This is a genomic window from Mycobacterium sp. E1747, from assembly GCF_001667775.1.
GTDB lineage: Bacteria > Actinomycetota > Actinomycetes > Mycobacteriales > Mycobacteriaceae > Mycobacterium.
Genome location: NZ_LZJI01000116.1, coordinates 25410 through 40995 on the forward strand (window position 1 = coordinate 25410; position 15586 = coordinate 40995).

The 15586-nt window shown below is 66.3% G+C and carries 13 protein-coding genes and 4 pseudogenes; 6 read left to right on the forward strand and 11 right to left on the reverse strand.

Translation table 11 applies throughout. The features are described from left to right. The 3 genes from A5695_RS11895 to A5695_RS11905 all read right to left on the reverse strand — a co-directional run bounded on the left by A5695_RS11895 (nucleotide 1) and on the right by A5695_RS11905 (nucleotide 3260). Nucleotides 1–1092 carry a homogentisate 1,2-dioxygenase gene (locus A5695_RS11895; RefSeq protein WP_068081545.1) on the reverse strand — a complete coding sequence of 364 codons (1092 nt, stop codon included), beginning with the start codon at nucleotides 1090–1092 and terminating at the stop codon, nucleotides 1–3. A 175-nt stretch (nucleotides 1093–1267) separates the two neighbouring features. Further along, complete coding sequence (locus tag A5695_RS11900) at nucleotides 1268–2239, reverse strand: NADPH:quinone oxidoreductase family protein (protein ID WP_068081548.1); 972 nt, start codon at nucleotides 2237–2239, stop codon at nucleotides 1268–1270. Between the two features lie 22 nt (nucleotides 2240–2261). Then, a complete protein-coding gene (locus A5695_RS11905; protein WP_068081551.1) occupies nucleotides 2262–3260 on the reverse strand; it encodes an acryloyl-CoA reductase in 999 nt (332 codons plus the stop codon). Nucleotides 3261–3283: 23 nt separating this feature from the next. On the opposite strand from A5695_RS11905, the pseudogene A5695_RS29590 reads away from it, so the two are divergent. Further along, nucleotides 3284–3370, forward strand: a pseudogene (locus A5695_RS29590) (oxidoreductase); the annotation flags it as partial. 90 nt (nucleotides 3371–3460) lie between these two features. On the opposite strand, the gene A5695_RS11910 reads toward A5695_RS29590, so the two are convergent. The 3 genes from A5695_RS11910 to hisN form a co-directional block, all read right to left on the reverse strand. Next, the gene (locus A5695_RS11910) at nucleotides 3461–4666 is read right to left on the reverse strand and encodes an acyl-CoA dehydrogenase family protein (protein WP_068081554.1); all 1206 of its coding nucleotides are present in this window, start codon (nucleotides 4664–4666) and stop codon (nucleotides 3461–3463) included. A 32-nt stretch (nucleotides 4667–4698) separates the two neighbouring features. Then, nucleotides 4699–6108 carry an acyl-CoA dehydrogenase family protein gene (locus A5695_RS11915; protein ID WP_068081557.1) on the reverse strand — a complete coding sequence of 470 codons (1410 nt, stop codon included), beginning with the start codon at nucleotides 6106–6108 and terminating at the stop codon, nucleotides 4699–4701. 85 nt (nucleotides 6109–6193) lie between these two features. After that, nucleotides 6194–6982 (reverse strand): histidinol-phosphatase, encoded by a 789-nt coding sequence (gene hisN / locus A5695_RS11920; RefSeq protein ID WP_068081560.1) that lies wholly within the window; start codon nucleotides 6980–6982, stop codon nucleotides 6194–6196. A gap of 33 nt (nucleotides 6983–7015) precedes the next feature. On the opposite strand from hisN, the gene A5695_RS11925 reads away from it, so the two are divergent. Further along, a complete protein-coding gene (locus A5695_RS11925; RefSeq protein ID WP_068081563.1) occupies nucleotides 7016–7345 on the forward strand; it encodes a hypothetical protein in 330 nt (109 codons plus the stop codon). 30 nt (nucleotides 7346–7375) lie between these two features. Here A5695_RS11925 and A5695_RS11930 read toward each other — a convergent pair whose 3' ends face one another. The 4 genes from A5695_RS11930 to A5695_RS11945 form a co-directional block, all read right to left on the reverse strand. After that, a complete protein-coding gene (locus A5695_RS11930) occupies nucleotides 7376–8050 on the reverse strand; it encodes a Crp/Fnr family transcriptional regulator (protein ID WP_068081580.1) in 675 nt (224 codons plus the stop codon). A 735-nt stretch (nucleotides 8051–8785) separates the two neighbouring features. Continuing rightward, entirely contained in the window at nucleotides 8786–9850 is a 1065-nt protein-coding gene (locus A5695_RS11935) for a patatin-like phospholipase family protein (protein WP_068081565.1), read from the reverse strand. Continuing rightward, on the reverse strand, nucleotides 9847–10623 hold the full coding sequence (locus tag A5695_RS11940) for a sigma-70 family RNA polymerase sigma factor (protein ID WP_068081568.1): 777 nt from the start codon (nucleotides 10621–10623) through the stop codon (nucleotides 9847–9849). Before A5695_RS11940 ends, A5695_RS11935 begins: the two co-directional genes overlap by 4 nt. A 450-nt stretch (nucleotides 10624–11073) precedes the next feature. Continuing rightward, a complete protein-coding gene (locus tag A5695_RS11945; RefSeq protein WP_068081571.1) occupies nucleotides 11074–12441 on the reverse strand; it encodes an FAD-dependent oxidoreductase in 1368 nt (455 codons plus the stop codon). A gap of 162 nt (nucleotides 12442–12603) precedes the next feature. Between A5695_RS11945 and prfB the strand changes: the two genes are divergently transcribed. From prfB to A5695_RS27535, 3 genes and pseudogenes are all read left to right on the forward strand, one after another. After that, entirely contained in the window at nucleotides 12604–13725 is a 1122-nt protein-coding gene (gene prfB / locus A5695_RS11950; protein ID WP_068081574.1) for a peptide chain release factor 2, read from the forward strand. After that, nucleotides 13715–14710 carry a mechanosensitive ion channel family protein gene (locus A5695_RS11955; RefSeq protein WP_068081577.1) on the forward strand — a complete coding sequence of 332 codons (996 nt, stop codon included), beginning with the start codon at nucleotides 13715–13717 and terminating at the stop codon, nucleotides 14708–14710. Before prfB ends, A5695_RS11955 begins: the two co-directional genes overlap by 11 nt. Beyond that, nucleotides 14707–15003: pseudogene (locus tag A5695_RS27535) on the forward strand (hypothetical protein); the annotation flags it as partial. The gene A5695_RS11955 and the pseudogene A5695_RS27535, both read left to right, overlap by 4 nt. Here A5695_RS27535 and A5695_RS11960 read toward each other — a convergent pair. Next, nucleotides 14982–15365 (reverse strand): annotated as a pseudogene (locus tag A5695_RS11960) (cell division ATP-binding protein FtsE); the annotation flags it as partial. The pseudogenes A5695_RS27535 and A5695_RS11960 sit on opposite strands and share 22 nt — an antisense overlap. Nucleotides 15366–15385: 20 nt before the next feature. On the opposite strand from A5695_RS11960, the pseudogene A5695_RS29030 reads away from it, so the two are divergent. Beyond that, a pseudogene (locus A5695_RS29030) lies at nucleotides 15386–15586 on the forward strand (hypothetical protein); the annotation flags it as partial.

Here is a 15586-nt window from a genome sequence, read left to right on the forward strand (position 1 = left end):
TCAGTGTTGTCCTAGGTCGTGCGCCAGCACCTCGGCCGAGGGGGTCAGGCGCCGGCGGGTGTCGACGGCGATCACTTGCCAATCGACGCGGGAGTACTCGTCGAACTTGCGGCGCGCCCGTTCCCGCGCCTTCTCGGGTGCGCCGTGGTGAATGCCTTGCGGCGCATGGGAAATCAGACCGGGCGGCATCGGGATGCCGTAGAGCGAGCCGCCGTGGAAGAAGGCGATCTCGTCGTAGTCGACGTTGCGGTGGTACCACGGCGTGCGCTCGGTGCCGGCGACGCCTTCGGCGGGCTTGGGTAGGAAGTTCATCACGTGGACGCCGGTGGCCTGCATGAAGAGGTGCACCGTCGGCGGCAGGTGCACGCTGTCGGAGGTGACCACGTTGTAGTCGGCGATGTTGAAGGCGAATGCGAAGTTGTCACCGCGCCACCCTTCGACATCGAGCGGATTGTGTTGGTAGAACAGCGTTGTCGGGCCGCCCTCATGGATGAGCCGGACCTCGTATTCGTCGCGCCCGTCGTCCTCGATGGGGGCCGGGTCGGGGATGGTGGCCTGCGACGGGTCGAAGGGGAAGTGCCGGCCCAGCGGCCCGGGCGGCGGCACCCGGAACTCGTCGGTCGCCTCGACCATGAGCAGCGTCGTCTCCTCATCGGGCACCTGGCGCCAGGTGCACGCCTTCGGCAGGTAGAGCCAGTCGCCCCCGCGGTACCGCAGCGGCCCGAACTCGGTTTCGACCAGACCGGCGCCCCGGTGCACGAAGCACAGCAGGTCGCCGTCCACATGGCGGGCGAAGAAGGGCATCGGTTCGTGCCGGCGGCTCAACAGGATTCGGCAGTCGGCGTTGCTGAACATCAGCAGGGGACCGCCATTGGCGTCGGTGGCGTCGGCGGGCTTGAGCTCGCTCGCCAGCACGTCGACGGGGCGCAGCGGGCCGACCGACCGGTAGTCGGTGGGGTCGTGGCGGCGGTACAGATTCGCGGTGCGGCCGGTGAATCCGCCCCGGCCCAGCTCGTCGTCCTTCAGGCCGTCGAGGTCGGCGTGCAGGCGGCGCGGCGTCTTGCCTTTTCGCAAGTGGACGAAGGATTCCATGGCTGACCCCTGGGCTGGCTGGACAAACTGAAAGTGACATTACTTTTCGTTTTGGACCCGCACAAGGGCGATCACGACACGTACTCCATTGCCCACCGCGCTCCATTGCCCACCGCGGCGGGCGTGGCTTCGCCGGCGCTTATGTGTCGCGGAGTAAAGGCGCGCGCCTGACGCGTCAGGCGCGGACGCGCACCACGACCTTGCCCTTGGCGGTGCGGTTCTCCAGGGACGCGACCGCCGCGGCGGCCTCGTCCAGGGGATACACCTCGGGGGTGGGGGCGGCCAGCTCGCCCGAGCTGAGCAGCTTCTCGAGCCCGGCCCACTGTTCGGCCAGCGCGGTCGGATGCGTCGCCGTCCAGGCGCCCCAGCCCACACCGACCACGTCAATGTTGTTGAGCAGCAACCGGTTCACCTTCACGGTCGGGATGTCCCCACCGGTGAAACCGACCACCAGCAGTCGCCCTCCGGGGGCCAGCGAGCGCAACGAGTCGGTGAAGCGGTCGCCGCCGACCGGATCGAGGACGATGTCGACGCCGCGACCGCCGGTGAGCTCCTTGACGGCGTCCTTGAACCCGTCGGCCAACACCACGTCGGTGGCGCCGGCGGCCGTCGCGACCTCCGCCTTCTCTTCCGTGCTGACCACCGCAATGGTGCGCGACGCCCCCAGCAGTGACGCCAGCCGCAGCGTCGAGGTTCCGATGCCGCCGGCCGCGCCGTGCACCAGCACGGTCTCGCCCTGGGCCAGCCGGCCCCGCACCGTCAGCGCGAAATACACCGTCAGGTCGTTGAACAGCAGTCCGGCGCCGGCCTCGAAGCTCACGTTGTCGGGAAGCTTGAACACCCGGTCGGGCTGCAGGATGGCGACCTCGGCCATTGCGCCGGACAGCATCGTCAGCCCGACGACCCGGTCCCCGGCACGCACGTGCGCGCCGTCCGGCGCCGAGCGCACGACGCCGGCGATCTCGGCGCCCAGCACGAACGGCGGCTCGGGGCGGTACTGATAGAGGCCCCGGGTGAGCAGCGCGTCCGGGAAGGCGGCACCGGCCGCGTGCACCTCGACGACGACACCGTCACCCGACGGCTCGTCGATCTCGGCCACCTCGATCGCGTCCGGACCATCCAGCCGAGTCACCCGCGCAGCACGCATGGTCGGTCAGCCTACTGCCGACTCAAAATCCACCGGCGACCCGCACCACCGCCCGCCCGGTGAACTTGCCGGCGCGCAGCTGATCGAGCACGTCGACGACGTCCTTGATGTCAACGTCGCTGGTGAGCAAGTCGAGGTGGCGCGGTCGCAACGAATCGCCCAGCAGCGCCCACAGTTTGCGGCGCCGGCCGATCGGCATCAGCACCGAGTCCATCCCGAGCAGCGCGACGCCGCGCAGGATGAACGGCATCACCGTGGTGCGCAACGCCGGACCCCCGGTCAGGCCACTGCAGGCCACCGCCCCGCCGTAGTCCACGGCGCTGAGCACGTCGGCCAGCGTCGCGCCGCCCACGCAATCCACCGCAGCCGCCCAGCGAGCCTTGGCCAGCGGCCGCGGCTTGGCGTCGGGATCAGCGGGCAGCCGACCGATAACTTCCGCGGCGCCAAGCTCTTTCAGCAGACCGGCCGCCCCTTCCTTGCCGGTCGAGGCCACCACCCGGTAGCCCGCGGCGGCCAACAGGTCCACGCTGACCGAGCCGACCCCGCCGGAGGCGCCCGTGACGACCACCGAGCCGGCGCCGGGTCCGATGCCCCAGTCGATCAGCGCCTGCACGCTCATGGCGGCGGTGAAACCCGCGGTCCCGATCGCGGCGCCCTCGTACGGGCTGAGCGCACCGAGCGCGACGACCTGGTCGGCCGGCAGCCGCGCGTATTCGGCGTAGCCGCCGTGGTGGCCGGTGCCGATCTGGTATCCGTGGGCCAGCACCTGCTCGCCGACGGTGAAGTCCGGTGACCCCGATTCGACGACCTCGCCGGTCAGGTCGATGCCTGGGACCACCGGGTAGCTGCGCACCACCCCGGCGCCCGGGGTCAGCGCCAGCGCGTCCTTGTAGTTGACGCTCGAATAGAGCACCCGGATCGTCACGTCACCCGGTGGGAGGTCGGAGGGGCTCAAAGTCTCGACCGAGGCGACTATCCGGTCACCATCTTCGCGGGCGACGAGCGCATGAAACGTGTCCATGCCTTCGACGCTAACCTCACCGTATGGATTCCTTTCCACTCGGTCGCTTTTCGGTATCCCGGGTGGGTTTCGGCGCGATGCAGTTGCCGGGCCCCAACGTCTTCGGCCCGGCACCTCGTCGGTGCGGCACCTGGAGCAGAACCTGGACGCCGCGTCGATCGAACTCGACGACGACGTCCGCGGGCAGCTGAACGCGCTCGCTATTTGAGTTCGGCCGACGACAGCCCCAGCAAGCGGCGAGCGACCACCAACTGCTGAATCTGCTGGGTGCCCTCGAAGATGTCCAGGATCTTGGAGTCGCGCGCCCACTTCTCCAGCATCGATTGCTCGGAATAGCCTGGGGTACCGGCTAATTCGACGGTCTTAAGAGTGACGTCGCTGGCCATGCGGCCGGCCTTGGCCTTGCTCATCGACGCCTCTTTGGAGTTGGGGATCTTGTTGTCCGCCTGCCACGCGGCGCGCAGCGCGAGCAGGTAGGCGGCCTCCCAATCGGCCTCCATCCGCAGGAACTCGGCCGCCGCGGCGCTCTGGGCGTGTGACGGCTTGTCGTAGGAGATCTCCACGCCGGCCTCTGTGAGGATCTTGCGGATTTCCTCCAGGGAGGCGCGGCCGACCCCGATCGCCATGGCGGCCACGATGGGCCGGGTGTTGTCGAAGGTCTCCATCACGCCGGAAAAGCCCTTGCCGACTTCGATTTCCGGATTGCCGAGCAGGTTGTCTTTGGGGATGCGGACGTTGTCGAACCGGATCGCCGCGGTGTCGGAGCCTTTGATGCCGAGCTTGTGCTCGAGCCGTTCGACCGTCACGCCCGGGTGCTCGCGCGGCACGATGAAGGACTTGATTGCCGCGCGCCCCGCCGCCTTGTCCAGCGTCGCCCACACCACGATGTGGGTGGCGCGCGAACCGGCGGTGACGAAGATCTTCTCGCCGTTGATGACGTACTCGTCGCCGTCGAGCTTGGCGGTGGTCGACACCGCCGCCGAGTCGGAGCCGAAACCCGGTTCGGTGATGGCCATCGCGGCCCACACCTTGCCCAGGCGCTCCAGCTGTTCCTCGGTGGCGACCGCGGAGATGGCCGCGTTGCCCAATCCCTGATAGGGGACCGACAACATCATCGCGACGTCGCCCCAGCAGGCCTCCAGGGTCTGCAGCAGCGCCGCCATGTTGGCGCCGTTGTGGTTCTTGTCCCGTTCCCGGTTCTCGTCCCCCAGCGCGTCGGCGCCGGCGAATTCGATCGATTCCGAGGCGCCCGCGAACAGGTTGTACAGCGTGTCGAGTTCGACCGGGTAGGCGTGTTCGGCCAGGTCGTATTTGCGGGCGATCGGCCGCATCAGCTCCGCGGCGCCCTGGTGGGTCTTGACGGCCACCGCCTGCAGCTTGCGGGGCAGTTCCAGATTGATTGCCATGATTGGTCTTTCAGCTTGAGTTGAATGACGACTTAGATGACTACGACGCCCTCGGCCACGCCAATGGCCCGCAGGTCGCGGTACCAGCGTTCGACCGGGTGCTCTTTGGTGAAGCCGTGGCCGCCGAGCAGTTGGACGCCGTCCAGGCCGATCTGCATGCCTTTGTCGGCGCCCAATCGCTTGGCCAGCGCCGCCTCGCGGATGAAGGGCAGGCCTTGCTCGGCGCGGGCGGCGCCGCGCCACGTGATCAGCCGGAGCCCGTCCAGCTCGATCGCGATGTTGGCGCACATGAACGCGACGGCCTGACGGTGGGCGATCGGTTCGCCGAAGGCCTCGCGCTCCTTCACGTAGGGCACCACGTAGTCGAGCACCGCGTGCGAGGTGCCGACCGCCAGCGCCGCCCAGCCCAGCCGGGACAGCGCAAGAGCCTCCGAATAGTCGTCGTCGGTCGCTTCGTCCTCACCGAGCCGCGCGTTCAGCGGCACCGAGACGCCGGAGAGTTCCACGTGACCCAGGGCCGCCGCGCGGATGCCCATGCTCGGATCCGCCTTGACCGTAAGGCCGTTCGTCGACGACTCGACGATGAACAGGGCCGGCTTGCCGTTCAGCTGCGCGCCGACGATGAACAGCTCGGCGTCGGCCGCCGCCGGCACCAACGACTTCACGCCGTCGAGGCGGTAGCCGCTGGGTGTGCGCACCGCGGTCGTCTTGAGCTGCGTGGGGTCGAACAGTGGTCGTGGTTCGGCGATGGCGACGCAGGCCTGGGGAACGTTCTCGCCGGCGAACTCGTGCAGATAGGTGGCCTGCTGATCCGCGCTGCCCCAGTGCGTCAGCGCGGCGGCCACGCCGCCGGGGGCCAGGATGGGCAACGCGAGACCCATGTCGCCGTAGGCGAGTGCCTCGGCCACCAGCACGTTGGTCACGCTGGACCGGTGGGCGGCGATGCCGTCGAAGTCCTCCGGGATGTTGATCGCGGTAATGCCCAACTCGGCGGCCTTCGCGATCAGGTCAGCCGGGTAGGTCGCCGCCTCGTCGGCGTCGGGGGCCGCGGGCCGCAACACCTCCTCGGCGAACTCGGTGAGGGTCTCGACGATCATCTGCTGCTCGTCGTCGGGCGTCAGGTCGAAGTAGTCCTTGCCGCTCGACTTCAGCCGGGTCGGCCCGCCGCGCAGATTCTGCATCCGCTTGAACTGCCGCGAGGCGGCGGCCGCGGTGGAAAAGACGGTCTTCGTGCCATACTGCAGCCCCCGGTTGACCGGATCGCGCAGACGGTATTTGTCCAGGAACTCCTGGCCCATGAGCGGGGTGAGCAGCGCGATGGCGATGTCGACGCCCGTGCGCTTGTGGTGTTGTAATCCGACCGCGCTCTGATGGTCTTTCCGTTTGCGACCGGAGCGGGCGGATTTGGAAGTCGTTGTTGAACCGGAACCTGTGTCGGTCATGTCGGCAGCCTGTAGCTAGTTGGGGCAGTGCGAACAAGGCTATCTTACTGTGGAGTAAGATCACAGAGAACACTTGTTAACTAATTCACAGACCGCCGGCGTCGAGGGCGCGAAGCACGAGTTCATGCAGGGCCCCGTTGGTCGCCACGGCGCTGCCGCGGTGCGGTCCCGCGACGCCGTCGAGTCCGGTCATCGTTCCGCCCGCCTCGCGCACCAGGATGTCGAGGGCGGCGAGGTCCCACACCGAGACCTCGGGTTCGGCGGCAATGTCGACGGCCCCTTCGGCCACCAGGCAATAGGACAGGAAGTCGCCGAAAGCACGCACCCGCCACACCGCGTCGGTGAGCCCGATGAAGCGGTCGCGCAGACCGCGCTCGGCCCAGCCAGACAGGCTGGAGAAGGACAGACTCGCCGAATCAAGTTGCGCCACAGAGGAAACCGATAGTGGCCGCGGCGGTGCATCGTCGACCGCGACGAACGCGCCCAGTCCGCGAGCCGCCCACCACCGGCGCTGCAGCGCCGGCGCGCTCACGACGCCGACCGCCGGCACGCCGTCTTCGAGCAACGCGATCAAACTGGCCCACACCGGCACGCCGCGCACGAAGTTCTTGGTGCCGTCGATGGGATCGATGATCCACTGCCGCCCGGTGAAAGTGGTGGTGCCCCCGAACTCCTCGCCGAGAATGCTGTCCTGCGGGCGTTCGTGCGCGAGCGTCTCGCGCAGCTCGGCTTCCACCGAGCGGTCGGCGTCGGTGACCGGCGTCAGGTCGGGCTTGGTGTCAACGCGCAGGTCCAGCGCGCCGAAGCGGGCGGAGGTCAGCGCGTCCGCGCGGTCGGCCAGCGTGAGCGCCAGCGTCAAATCGTCCCGGCTCATGACGCAGTCCTATCACGGCCCTACGATGGCGGAGTGTGGGAATTCGGAGTCCTGATCCTGCTGGCGGCCGTCTTGGCGGTCGCTCTTGCTCAGCGGTTCGGACCGCGCGGCCCACGTGGGAACCTCTTGAACGGCACGCTACTGGTGACCGGGGTGAGCCCGCGACCGGATGCCATCGGCGAGCAATTCGTCACCATCGCCGGGGTGATCAACGGGCCAACGGTCAGCGAGCACGCGGTGTATCAGCGCATGGCCGTCGACGTCGAGCATTGGCCGACCATGGGCCAGTTGTTTCCGGTGGTGTATTCGCCGAAGAATCCGGACAACTGGAAGTTCGCGCCGTCCGAGCCGCCCCCGGTTTAGCGTTCCGTCATCCGCGGTTCCGGCGATCGGTTAACGGGCTCGGTGGGCAAGTTGTTCCGGGGCGATGATCAACAGCGTCTTCCCGTCGTGGCGGATCCAGCCGCGCTGGGTGAAATCCGAAAGGGCCTTGTTGATCGTCTCGCGCGACGAGCCTACGAGTTGAGCGAGTTCTTCCTGGGTGAGGTGGAGGTCGACGCGCAGCGTCTGCTCGGTGCTGGTTCCGAAACGCCCGGCCAGATCGAGCAGTTGTTTGGCTACCCGGCCGGGAACATCGGTGAAGATCAGGTCGCACAGCGCATCGTTGGTGCGGCGTAGTCGACCCGCCAGCACGCGCAGCAGATGTTGCGCGACGTCGGGATAAGCGGCGATCCATGCCCGGAGCGCACGTCGGCCCATCCGCACCGCCTGCACCTCCGTCAAGGTAGTCACCGTGGAGGTTCGCGGGCCAGGATCGAACAGGGCGAGCTCGCCGAACATTTCGGTGGGACCTAACACGGCGATCAAGGTTTCTCGGCCGTCTGTGCCACCGCGGCGTACCTTTACTTTGCCGGTCAACACGATGTACAGGTCGACCCCGGGCTGGCCCTCGGTGAACACGGTGTATCGAGGTGGAAAAGACACCCGCTCAAGGTGGCCCACCAATGCTGCAGCGGCCTCGGGAGCGATGCCGTGCGAGATGCACGCTCGCACCAAGACCTCTTCCACCAAGGCACCTCTCGCCTGCTCGGCCACGCTTGTCTCCAGCTGTGCTCTGCAACGCAGCATAAGCACGTTTTAGTGAACGTGCCCGTGTAGTAGTTGTAATAACATTAGCCAATCTAACCCTCGCGAGGCCACCAGCGGTAGCCGCGGCAGTAGGTTCCGTTAATCGCCGGCGCAGGAATTTCCTCGGTCAACACTTCTTCGTAGCGAACCGCCGATGACGGCTCGGCCGCGCCGTATTGCGAGTCTGGTACGGACGAGCGCCGTTATCGGCCCGATGGGATGCTTCGGCCGGCCCTTCACTGACAATCGCGCTCTGGACCCAATTGCCCTACAGGCCAACGGCAAAAGGCCCCCTGGCCAACACTGCCGACCAAGTTCCTGCGTGGCATTGATGACCATTAGCGAATCGGTGAGTAAAGACGCCAGTTCCTCCGGCGCCTCCCGGCACGGCTTGACGGGGGTGAAGGGGGCGACCTCGGTGATGGCGCGGTCACAGAAATCCGCGCACCCGGTCAGATAGGGCTGGTAGTGGTAGTAGACCTCATCCGAGGTGAATCCGACCGCTTCACTCCCGCTACACCCCGACGAGCAGGCGCACTCGAACTTGCGGCCACCGTCATGCTGCCGCTGATACCTCGACTCAACGGAACCGAAGGGATCCGACACCCGCAACGCTCCGCTGCATCACGGATCACCGAAGCCGAGGGCCGGCTTTAGGGTGCGTTTGGGTCGCTCTTAGCCGATTGGATGGGTACCGCGGATGCCGGCGATGGACTCGGGATGAAAGCGTTCCAGATATGCCCGCCAATCCCAACTTTCGAGAAACTGTCGAGCAGCGACCACGCCGTTGTCATACAACTTTTCGCGGTCACGACCGGCGATGTTGAAGTTGAGATACCCGATGCCTGATGAATCCACCGCGATGGTCCGCGCAGCAACTGCCGGCTGGCTCAAATAGGTCTGGTCATGACCGAGCAGGGCAGTGTTGATGATCCTTTCAAGCAGTTGCGGTGCACCCGGTAGGTGAATGAGGGGCGCCAGGCCGGGCCAAGGCTCACCGCTATCTCCACCGGGATCCTGTGTCATCACGGTGATTCCAAAACTCGGCCACCGCGGAGGCCTGCCGTCAGTACGATCGAGCGAGTACATGGGAAACCCCGACAGCAGGCCACCGTCGATGAGTGTGGAGGTCCACCCGCCGGAGCTATTGAGAGTCACCGGGCGGAAAAAGAACGGAACCGCCATCGACGCACGCACCGCGTCGGCGACTGGCTGCTCGTCGGGGTCCAGACCGTAGAGGCGGCGATAGTCCCACGGCAGCCGTACGAGATGGCCGCGCGTCACGTCGGCCACCGTCACCACCAGCCGATAGCGCTGCTGCACAGGCAAATCCGCATCGTCGATTGCCAGATCACCAAAGGTTCGCACACCAAGATTGCGTAACTCGCTTGCGACCCAGTCGTGGATGAAGTCGCCGCGATACATGCCCTGGCCGCGTAACGCAGCCCAGGCCATCCCCACGATCGGCACCGCAGCGGCGGGTGCCGGGTCAAGAAACTTGCGATAGGGCAGCGATAACGCCAGTTCCTTGAGTTGCTCACCGTTGAGCTGATCACCGTGGGCAGCGGCTGCGATCACGGCGCCTACCAGCGATCCGGCCGAAGTGCCCGACACACGTCCGGCTCGATATCCGTCATCTAACAGTGCAACCACGGCGCCCACCAGACCGATGCCCTTCACGCCACCGCCCGACAACACCAGGTCGGCTACCTTGCCGGGCGGATTACCCAACGACGTCACCCTGTCGCCTCGGCCGTTAGGTGAAATCCGTCCCGCGGCCCAGACGCCAGGTTGCTGCCACCGGCGGCATGCTTATCCGGCGGCGTAGCCAGATGACTTTGCTGAGCTTCGATCGCCGTTTTGGTGGAGTGGTTTTCGGCGACCAACGCTGCCGCTTGTGGGGGGACGGATAGACATCCGGCCGCGTTGGCGCCGCTCAGCTGGTCGCGCAGACGGCGCCGGCCGCGGTGAAGTCGCGAGATCACCGTTCCCTGCGGTGTGTTCATGATTTGCGCGATTTCCTTGTAGGTACGGCCGTCGATATCGGCGTAGTAAACGGTGCTCCGAAACGGTTCGGGAACTTCGCGCATCGCCGCACGCACCCAGTTATCCGATAGTGTTTCGAGAACTTCGTCTTCGGCCGATGCCAGCCCTCGACTGGTGTGTCGTGCACTGGCGGCTAGTTGACGGTCGGGCAGTTCGGCAGTCAAATACGTCTGGGGCCGGCGTTGCTTTCTGCGGTACTCGCTGATGTAGGCGTTGGTCAGAATGCGGTTGAGCCACGCATCGAGGTTGGTGTCGTGCTTGAAGCCGGCGAATCCCTTCCAGGCCTTCTCCAGGGTGTCTTGTAGGAGATCTTGTGCGTCCGAGTCGTTGCGCGTGGTACGCAGAGCGCGCTGGTACAGCGGTCTGACCCGTGGTGCTATTTGCTGTTCGAATCGCGCCCGGAGCTGCGCCGCGTTCTCGGTTTTTCCATCGGTATCGCGGGCGTTTTCGTCGGTGACCGCTGCCATGAGCGCAACCCTTTCCCCTTGGTGCCCCGCCATGACCCTGTCCAGTTCGAGACCGTAGTGGGTTGGCCATCCGGGCCGGGTAATGTGTATAGCCCCTCTAATTATTGGCCGTAAAACATACTTGTAAACCGTGATGCTAGCCACACATTCATCGCGTCCGACCGGTCATCAAACCGGCACAACTGTGACCGAAGGCCTTCCATCCCAACGGAACTCACGGTCCGTGTGACGAGAGCTGATAACGTTCACCTGCTGCCGCCGGCGGACGGGCCGTCACCGAGACGCGACCGTACCTCCCGGCGCCGGCCGGCACCGGGAGGACGTTCTGACGCCCGATCAAGCCGCGTCGAGCGAGGCGTTGTAGGTGCGCGGCCGGGGCCGCCGCGACGGAATGCCTTCGGCGCAAGCGCGATTGGCGGCGCGAAGAGCTGTGCGCCGTCGCCCGGGTGATCAGCCGTGGCTGATCCGCAGCAGCTCGGCCAGGTTGGGTAGCTTGACGCGCGGGCGTCCGTGCGGCTCCCCGGCGGCGCGTTCATGGCGGTCGATGATCTCCCAGTGCGCGGAGGTGACCAGCTTGGGCTGGCGTTCTGCTAGCCAGTCGGCCAGCTGAGCGGCGTGGTCGTCGGGGAAGTCCGGCAGACCGGTCTCCTTCGCGCGATCCAGATCGGCGATCAGCGTGTCGACGGTGTCCTGGGAGTCCTTCTTGTTGGTGCCGATGACACCCGTCGGTCCGCGCTTGATCCATCCGGCGACGTATTCGTTGCGGCTGCCCTCCACCCGGCCGGCGGTATTCGGAATGGTCGCGGTCTTCTCGTCGAACGGCAGCCCGGGCGTAGGCATACCGCGGTAGCCGACCGACCGCACCACCAGCTGAGCCGGCAGCTCCTCGCGCTCGCCGGTGTCCTTAGCCGACACCCGGCCGCGGTCGTCGGTGACCAGTTCGTTGCGGCCGAGCACGATGCTCTCCACTTTGCCGTCACCTTTGATCTCGATCGGCGACGTCATGAACCGGAACACGATCCGGCGATGGCCGGGCCGTGGCGCGCGCGCGGCGTAATCGCGTAACGCCTTGATGTTCAGCCTCGTCGTCTTGTCCGCGGCGGCCTCGTCCTCCTCGGTGATGCCCTCCAGCTGCGCCGGATCGACGATCACGTCGACGCGTTCCAGATCTGCCAGCTCGCGCAACTCCAGCGTGGTGAATGCGGTCTGCAGGGGCCCGCGCCGCCCGATGATCACCACTTCCTCCACGCCACACGGCCGCAGGGAGTCCAGGGCGTGGTCGGCGATGTCGGTGCGTGCGAGCACATCGGGATCGGTCACCAGGATGCGCGCGACGTCGAGGGCGACGTTGCCGTTGCCGACGACGACGGCCCGGGCGCCGGACAGGTCCGGGCCGGGTTCTTGGAAGTGCGGGTGTGCGTTGTACCAGCCCACGAATTCCACCGCGGCCATGCTGCCGGGCAGGTCCTCGCCGGGAATCTTCAGGGACCGGTCGGATTGCGCGCCGATGGCGTAGATCACCGCGTCGTAGCGTTCGGACAGCTCGGCGGGCTGCACATGCTCGCCGACCACCACATTGCCGAAAAATCTGAAGCGGGGATCTTCGGCGGTCTTTTCGAACTGCCTGCTGATCGACTTGATCTTCGGGTGGTCGGGCGCGACGCCCGAGCGCACCAGTCCCCACGGAGTGGGCAGCATCTCCAGCATGTCGACGGCTACCTCGATGTCTTCGGCCGCGTCGGCCGCTTTGAGGAGGGAGGACGCGGCGAAGAACCCAGACGGTCCGGAGCCGACGATGGCAACGTGATATGGGCGCATACTCGACCTTCTATTCGTGTCCGGTTAGCGCGCGGGGGCTGTCGGCGCGCGGCGCGGGCTGCACATGATCGTGACTCGATGCTAAACGCATGACCGCTGGTCGTGGCCCGAGCACTCGCCGGGAGCCGGGGCGCTTGGAGCGTCCCGGTAACGTTGTCCGCTGTGGAACCCGACCGTCAAGCCGACATCGCCGCCCTTGACTCCACCCTGACCACGGTGGAGCGGGTGCTCGATGTGGACGGTCTGCGCAGCCGCATCGAGAAGCTCGAACACGAGGCGTCCGATCCTCAACTGTGGGACGACCAGGCCAACGCGCAGCGGGTGACCAGCCAGTTATCCCACGCCCAGGGGGAGCTGCGCCGGATCGAGGAACTGCGCGGGCGCCTCGACGACCTGCCGGTGCTCTACGAGCTGGCGGCCGAAGAGGGCGAAGATGCGGCCAGCAGGAGTGAAGCGCTGGCCGAGGCGGACGCCGAGCTGAAGGCGCTGCGGGCCGATATAGAAGCCACCGAGGTGCGCACCCTGCTCTCGGGGGAGTACGACGAGCGGGAGGCGCTGGTCACCATCCGGTCGGGCGCCGGCGGGGTGGACGCGGCCGACTGGGCCGAGATGCTGATGCGGATGTACATCCGGTGGGCGGAGCAGCACAAGTACCCCGTCGAGGTGTTCGACACCTCCTATGCCGAGGAGGCGGGCATCAAGAGTGCGACGTTCGCCGTGCACGCCCCGTTCGCCTACGGCACGTTGTCGGTCGAGCAGGGCACCCATCGGTTGGTGCGGATCAGCCCGTTCGACAACCAGAATCGACGCCAGACTTCGTTCGCCGAAGTCGAGGTTCTGCCCGTAGTGGAAACCACGGATCACATCGATATCCCGGAAGGCGATGTGCGCGTTGACGTTTACCGCTCCAGCGGGCCGGGCGGCCAATCGGTGAACACCACCGACTCGGCCGTCCGTTTAACCCACATCCCAACGGGTATCGTCGTAACTTGCCAGAACGAAAAATCGCAGTTGCAGAACAAGATCTCAGCGATGCGGGTGCTCCAGGCAAAGTTGTTGGAGCGCAAGCGTTCCGAAGAACGCGCGGAGCTGGACGCGTTGAAGCGCGAAGGCGGCAGTTCGTGGGGCAACCAGATGCGCTCCTATGTTCTGCACCCGTATCAGATGGTCAAGGATCTGCGGACCGAGTACGAGGTCGGCAATCCGGCCGCCGTCCTGGACGGAGACATCGACGGGTTCCTGGAAGCGGGAATTCGGTGGCGCAACCGAAAAGATGACGACTAACACAACTCCTCTTGCTTTGACCGCCTCGCTGAAGGCGCTGGGCTGGCACGAATTTTGGCGCGGCGAGATCGGGCAGTGGATCATCACCCGCGGGCTGCGGATCGTGATGGTGCTGATCGTGGCGGTGCTGGCGGCCCGGTTCGTCAACTGGGTGGCGCAGCAGGTCACCCGTCAGCTCAACATGGGCTTTGCCGAGAGCGATGCGCTGGTGCGCTCCGAGGCCACCAAGCACCGTCAGGCGATGGCGTCGGTCATCTCCTGGGTGTCGGTGGTCCTCATCGGTATCTGGGTCATGATGCAGATCGCCGACGTCCTGCAATTCTCGGTCGGGGGACTTGTCGCTCCGGCCACCGTGATCGGTGCCGCGCTGGGTTTCGGCGCCCAGCAGCTGGTCAGAGATCTGCTGTCGGGCTTCTTCATCTTGGCGGAGCGGCAGTACGGCTTCGGGGACCTGGTCACCCTCACCGTCGTCTCCGCGACGGAGGCCAGCGGCACGGTCGAGAACGTAACGCTTCGGGTGACCCGGCTGCGATCGCCCGACGGGGAGGTGTTGACCATCCCCAACGGGCAGATCGTCAAGGTGGTCAACCTGTCCAAGGACTGGGCCCGCGCCGTGGTGGACATCCCGGTGTCCACCACGGCCGACCTGAACCGGGTCTACGAGGTCTTGCACCAGGAATGCGACCACGCGACGGACAACCCGGTGCTGGGTGAGTTGCTGTTGGACGCGCCCACCGTCATGGGCGTGGAGAGCATCGAGGTCGACACCGTCACCTTGCGCCTGGTGGCCCGCACTCTGCCCGGTAAGCAGTTCGAGGCGGGCCGTCAGCTGCGTGTCCTGGTCATTCGGGCGCTGGCCCGCGTCGGCATCATGACCGCGGCGGACGCGACCGTCGGTCTGGTCGAAGACCCGTCCATCCCGGCCGCCCAGGCGGCCGAAGAGCGAATCGACGACGACTCCCAAGGTGCGGTGCAGAAGCATTGAAATTCACCCTGAGCATCTTCGAAAAGCGCAGCGAAGACTCGGATGCGGATCGTCGCTGGCCGCAGTACATGTTCGGCGGGCGAGCCCGCACCTCGACCCTCGTGCTGATCATCGCCTTCTTCGCGGTCTGGTGGGTCTACGACACCTACCGCCCGGAACCGGCGCCCAAGCCACCGGCACAGCAGGTGGTGCCGCCTGGTTTCGTCCCCGACCCGAACTACACCTGGGTGCCGCGCAGTCGCGTGCAGCAGCCGCCGGCGACCGTCACCTACACGCCGACCGTTTCGAGCACCTCGGGCACCACCCGGTTGATCGCGTCCGCCCGCCGGCCGATCACTTCCAGCGCGAAGGCGACGTTCTCGTACACGGTCTTCTGCTGCAACAGGCGGAAGTCCTGGAACACGGTCCCGATCACCTGGCGCAGCTTCGGAATGTGACGACCGCGCAGCTTGTTGACGTGGAACTTCGACACCCGGATGTCGCCGGTGGTGGGGTTCTCCTCGCCGAGCAGGAGCCGCATGAACGTCGACTTACCCGAACCCGAGGGGCCGATCAGGAAGACGAACTCACCCTTGTCGATTTTGACGTTGACGTCCTCTAACGCCGGCCGAGCCGACGCTTTGTACTTCTTGCTGACATGGTCAAGGGTGATCATCACGGCACGCCAGTGTAGCCGTGAATTTCGCTGGCAAGCCAAGTCAGCTGGCCGGCGGCGGCGAACTGGGCGACGGGCCTGGCCCCGGCTGCGGTAGCTGGGGCGGCGATGTGGGCGTACTCGTGCGGGGCGGGCAGAAGGGCGGCGGCAGCAGGCACATTATCGCCACCAATCGCAAAGCGCGGCACAACTATTCGATCCTCGAAGAATTCGAGGCCGCG

Excerpts from the sequence above, each read along its gene's own strand:
- A5695_RS11895 (WP_068081545.1), bottom strand. The coding sequence starts at position 1,092 with ATGGAATCCTTCGTCCACTTGCGAAAAGGCAAGACGCCGCGCCGCCTG.
- A5695_RS11900 (WP_068081548.1), bottom strand. The coding sequence starts at position 2,239 with ATGCGTGCTGCGCGGGTGACTCGGCTGGATGGTCCGGACGCGATCGAG.
- A5695_RS11905 (WP_068081551.1), bottom strand. The coding sequence starts at position 3,260 with ATGGACACGTTTCATGCGCTCGTCGCCCGCGAAGATGGTGACCGGATA.
- A5695_RS11910 (WP_068081554.1), bottom strand. The coding sequence starts at position 4,666 with ATGGCAATCAATCTGGAACTGCCCCGCAAGCTGCAGGCGGTGGCCGTC.
- A5695_RS11915 (WP_068081557.1), bottom strand. The coding sequence starts at position 6,108 with ATGACCGACACAGGTTCCGGTTCAACAACGACTTCCAAATCCGCCCGC.
- hisN (WP_068081560.1), bottom strand. The coding sequence starts at position 6,982 with ATGAGCCGGGACGATTTGACGCTGGCGCTCACGCTGGCCGACCGCGCG.
- A5695_RS11940 (WP_068081568.1), bottom strand. The coding sequence starts at position 10,623 with ATGGCAGCGGTCACCGACGAAAACGCCCGCGATACCGATGGAAAAACC.
- A5695_RS11945 (WP_068081571.1), bottom strand. The coding sequence starts at position 12,441 with ATGCGCCCATATCACGTTGCCATCGTCGGCTCCGGACCGTCTGGGTTC.
- A5695_RS11955 (WP_068081577.1), top strand. The coding sequence starts at position 13,715 with ATGACGACTAACACAACTCCTCTTGCTTTGACCGCCTCGCTGAAGGCG.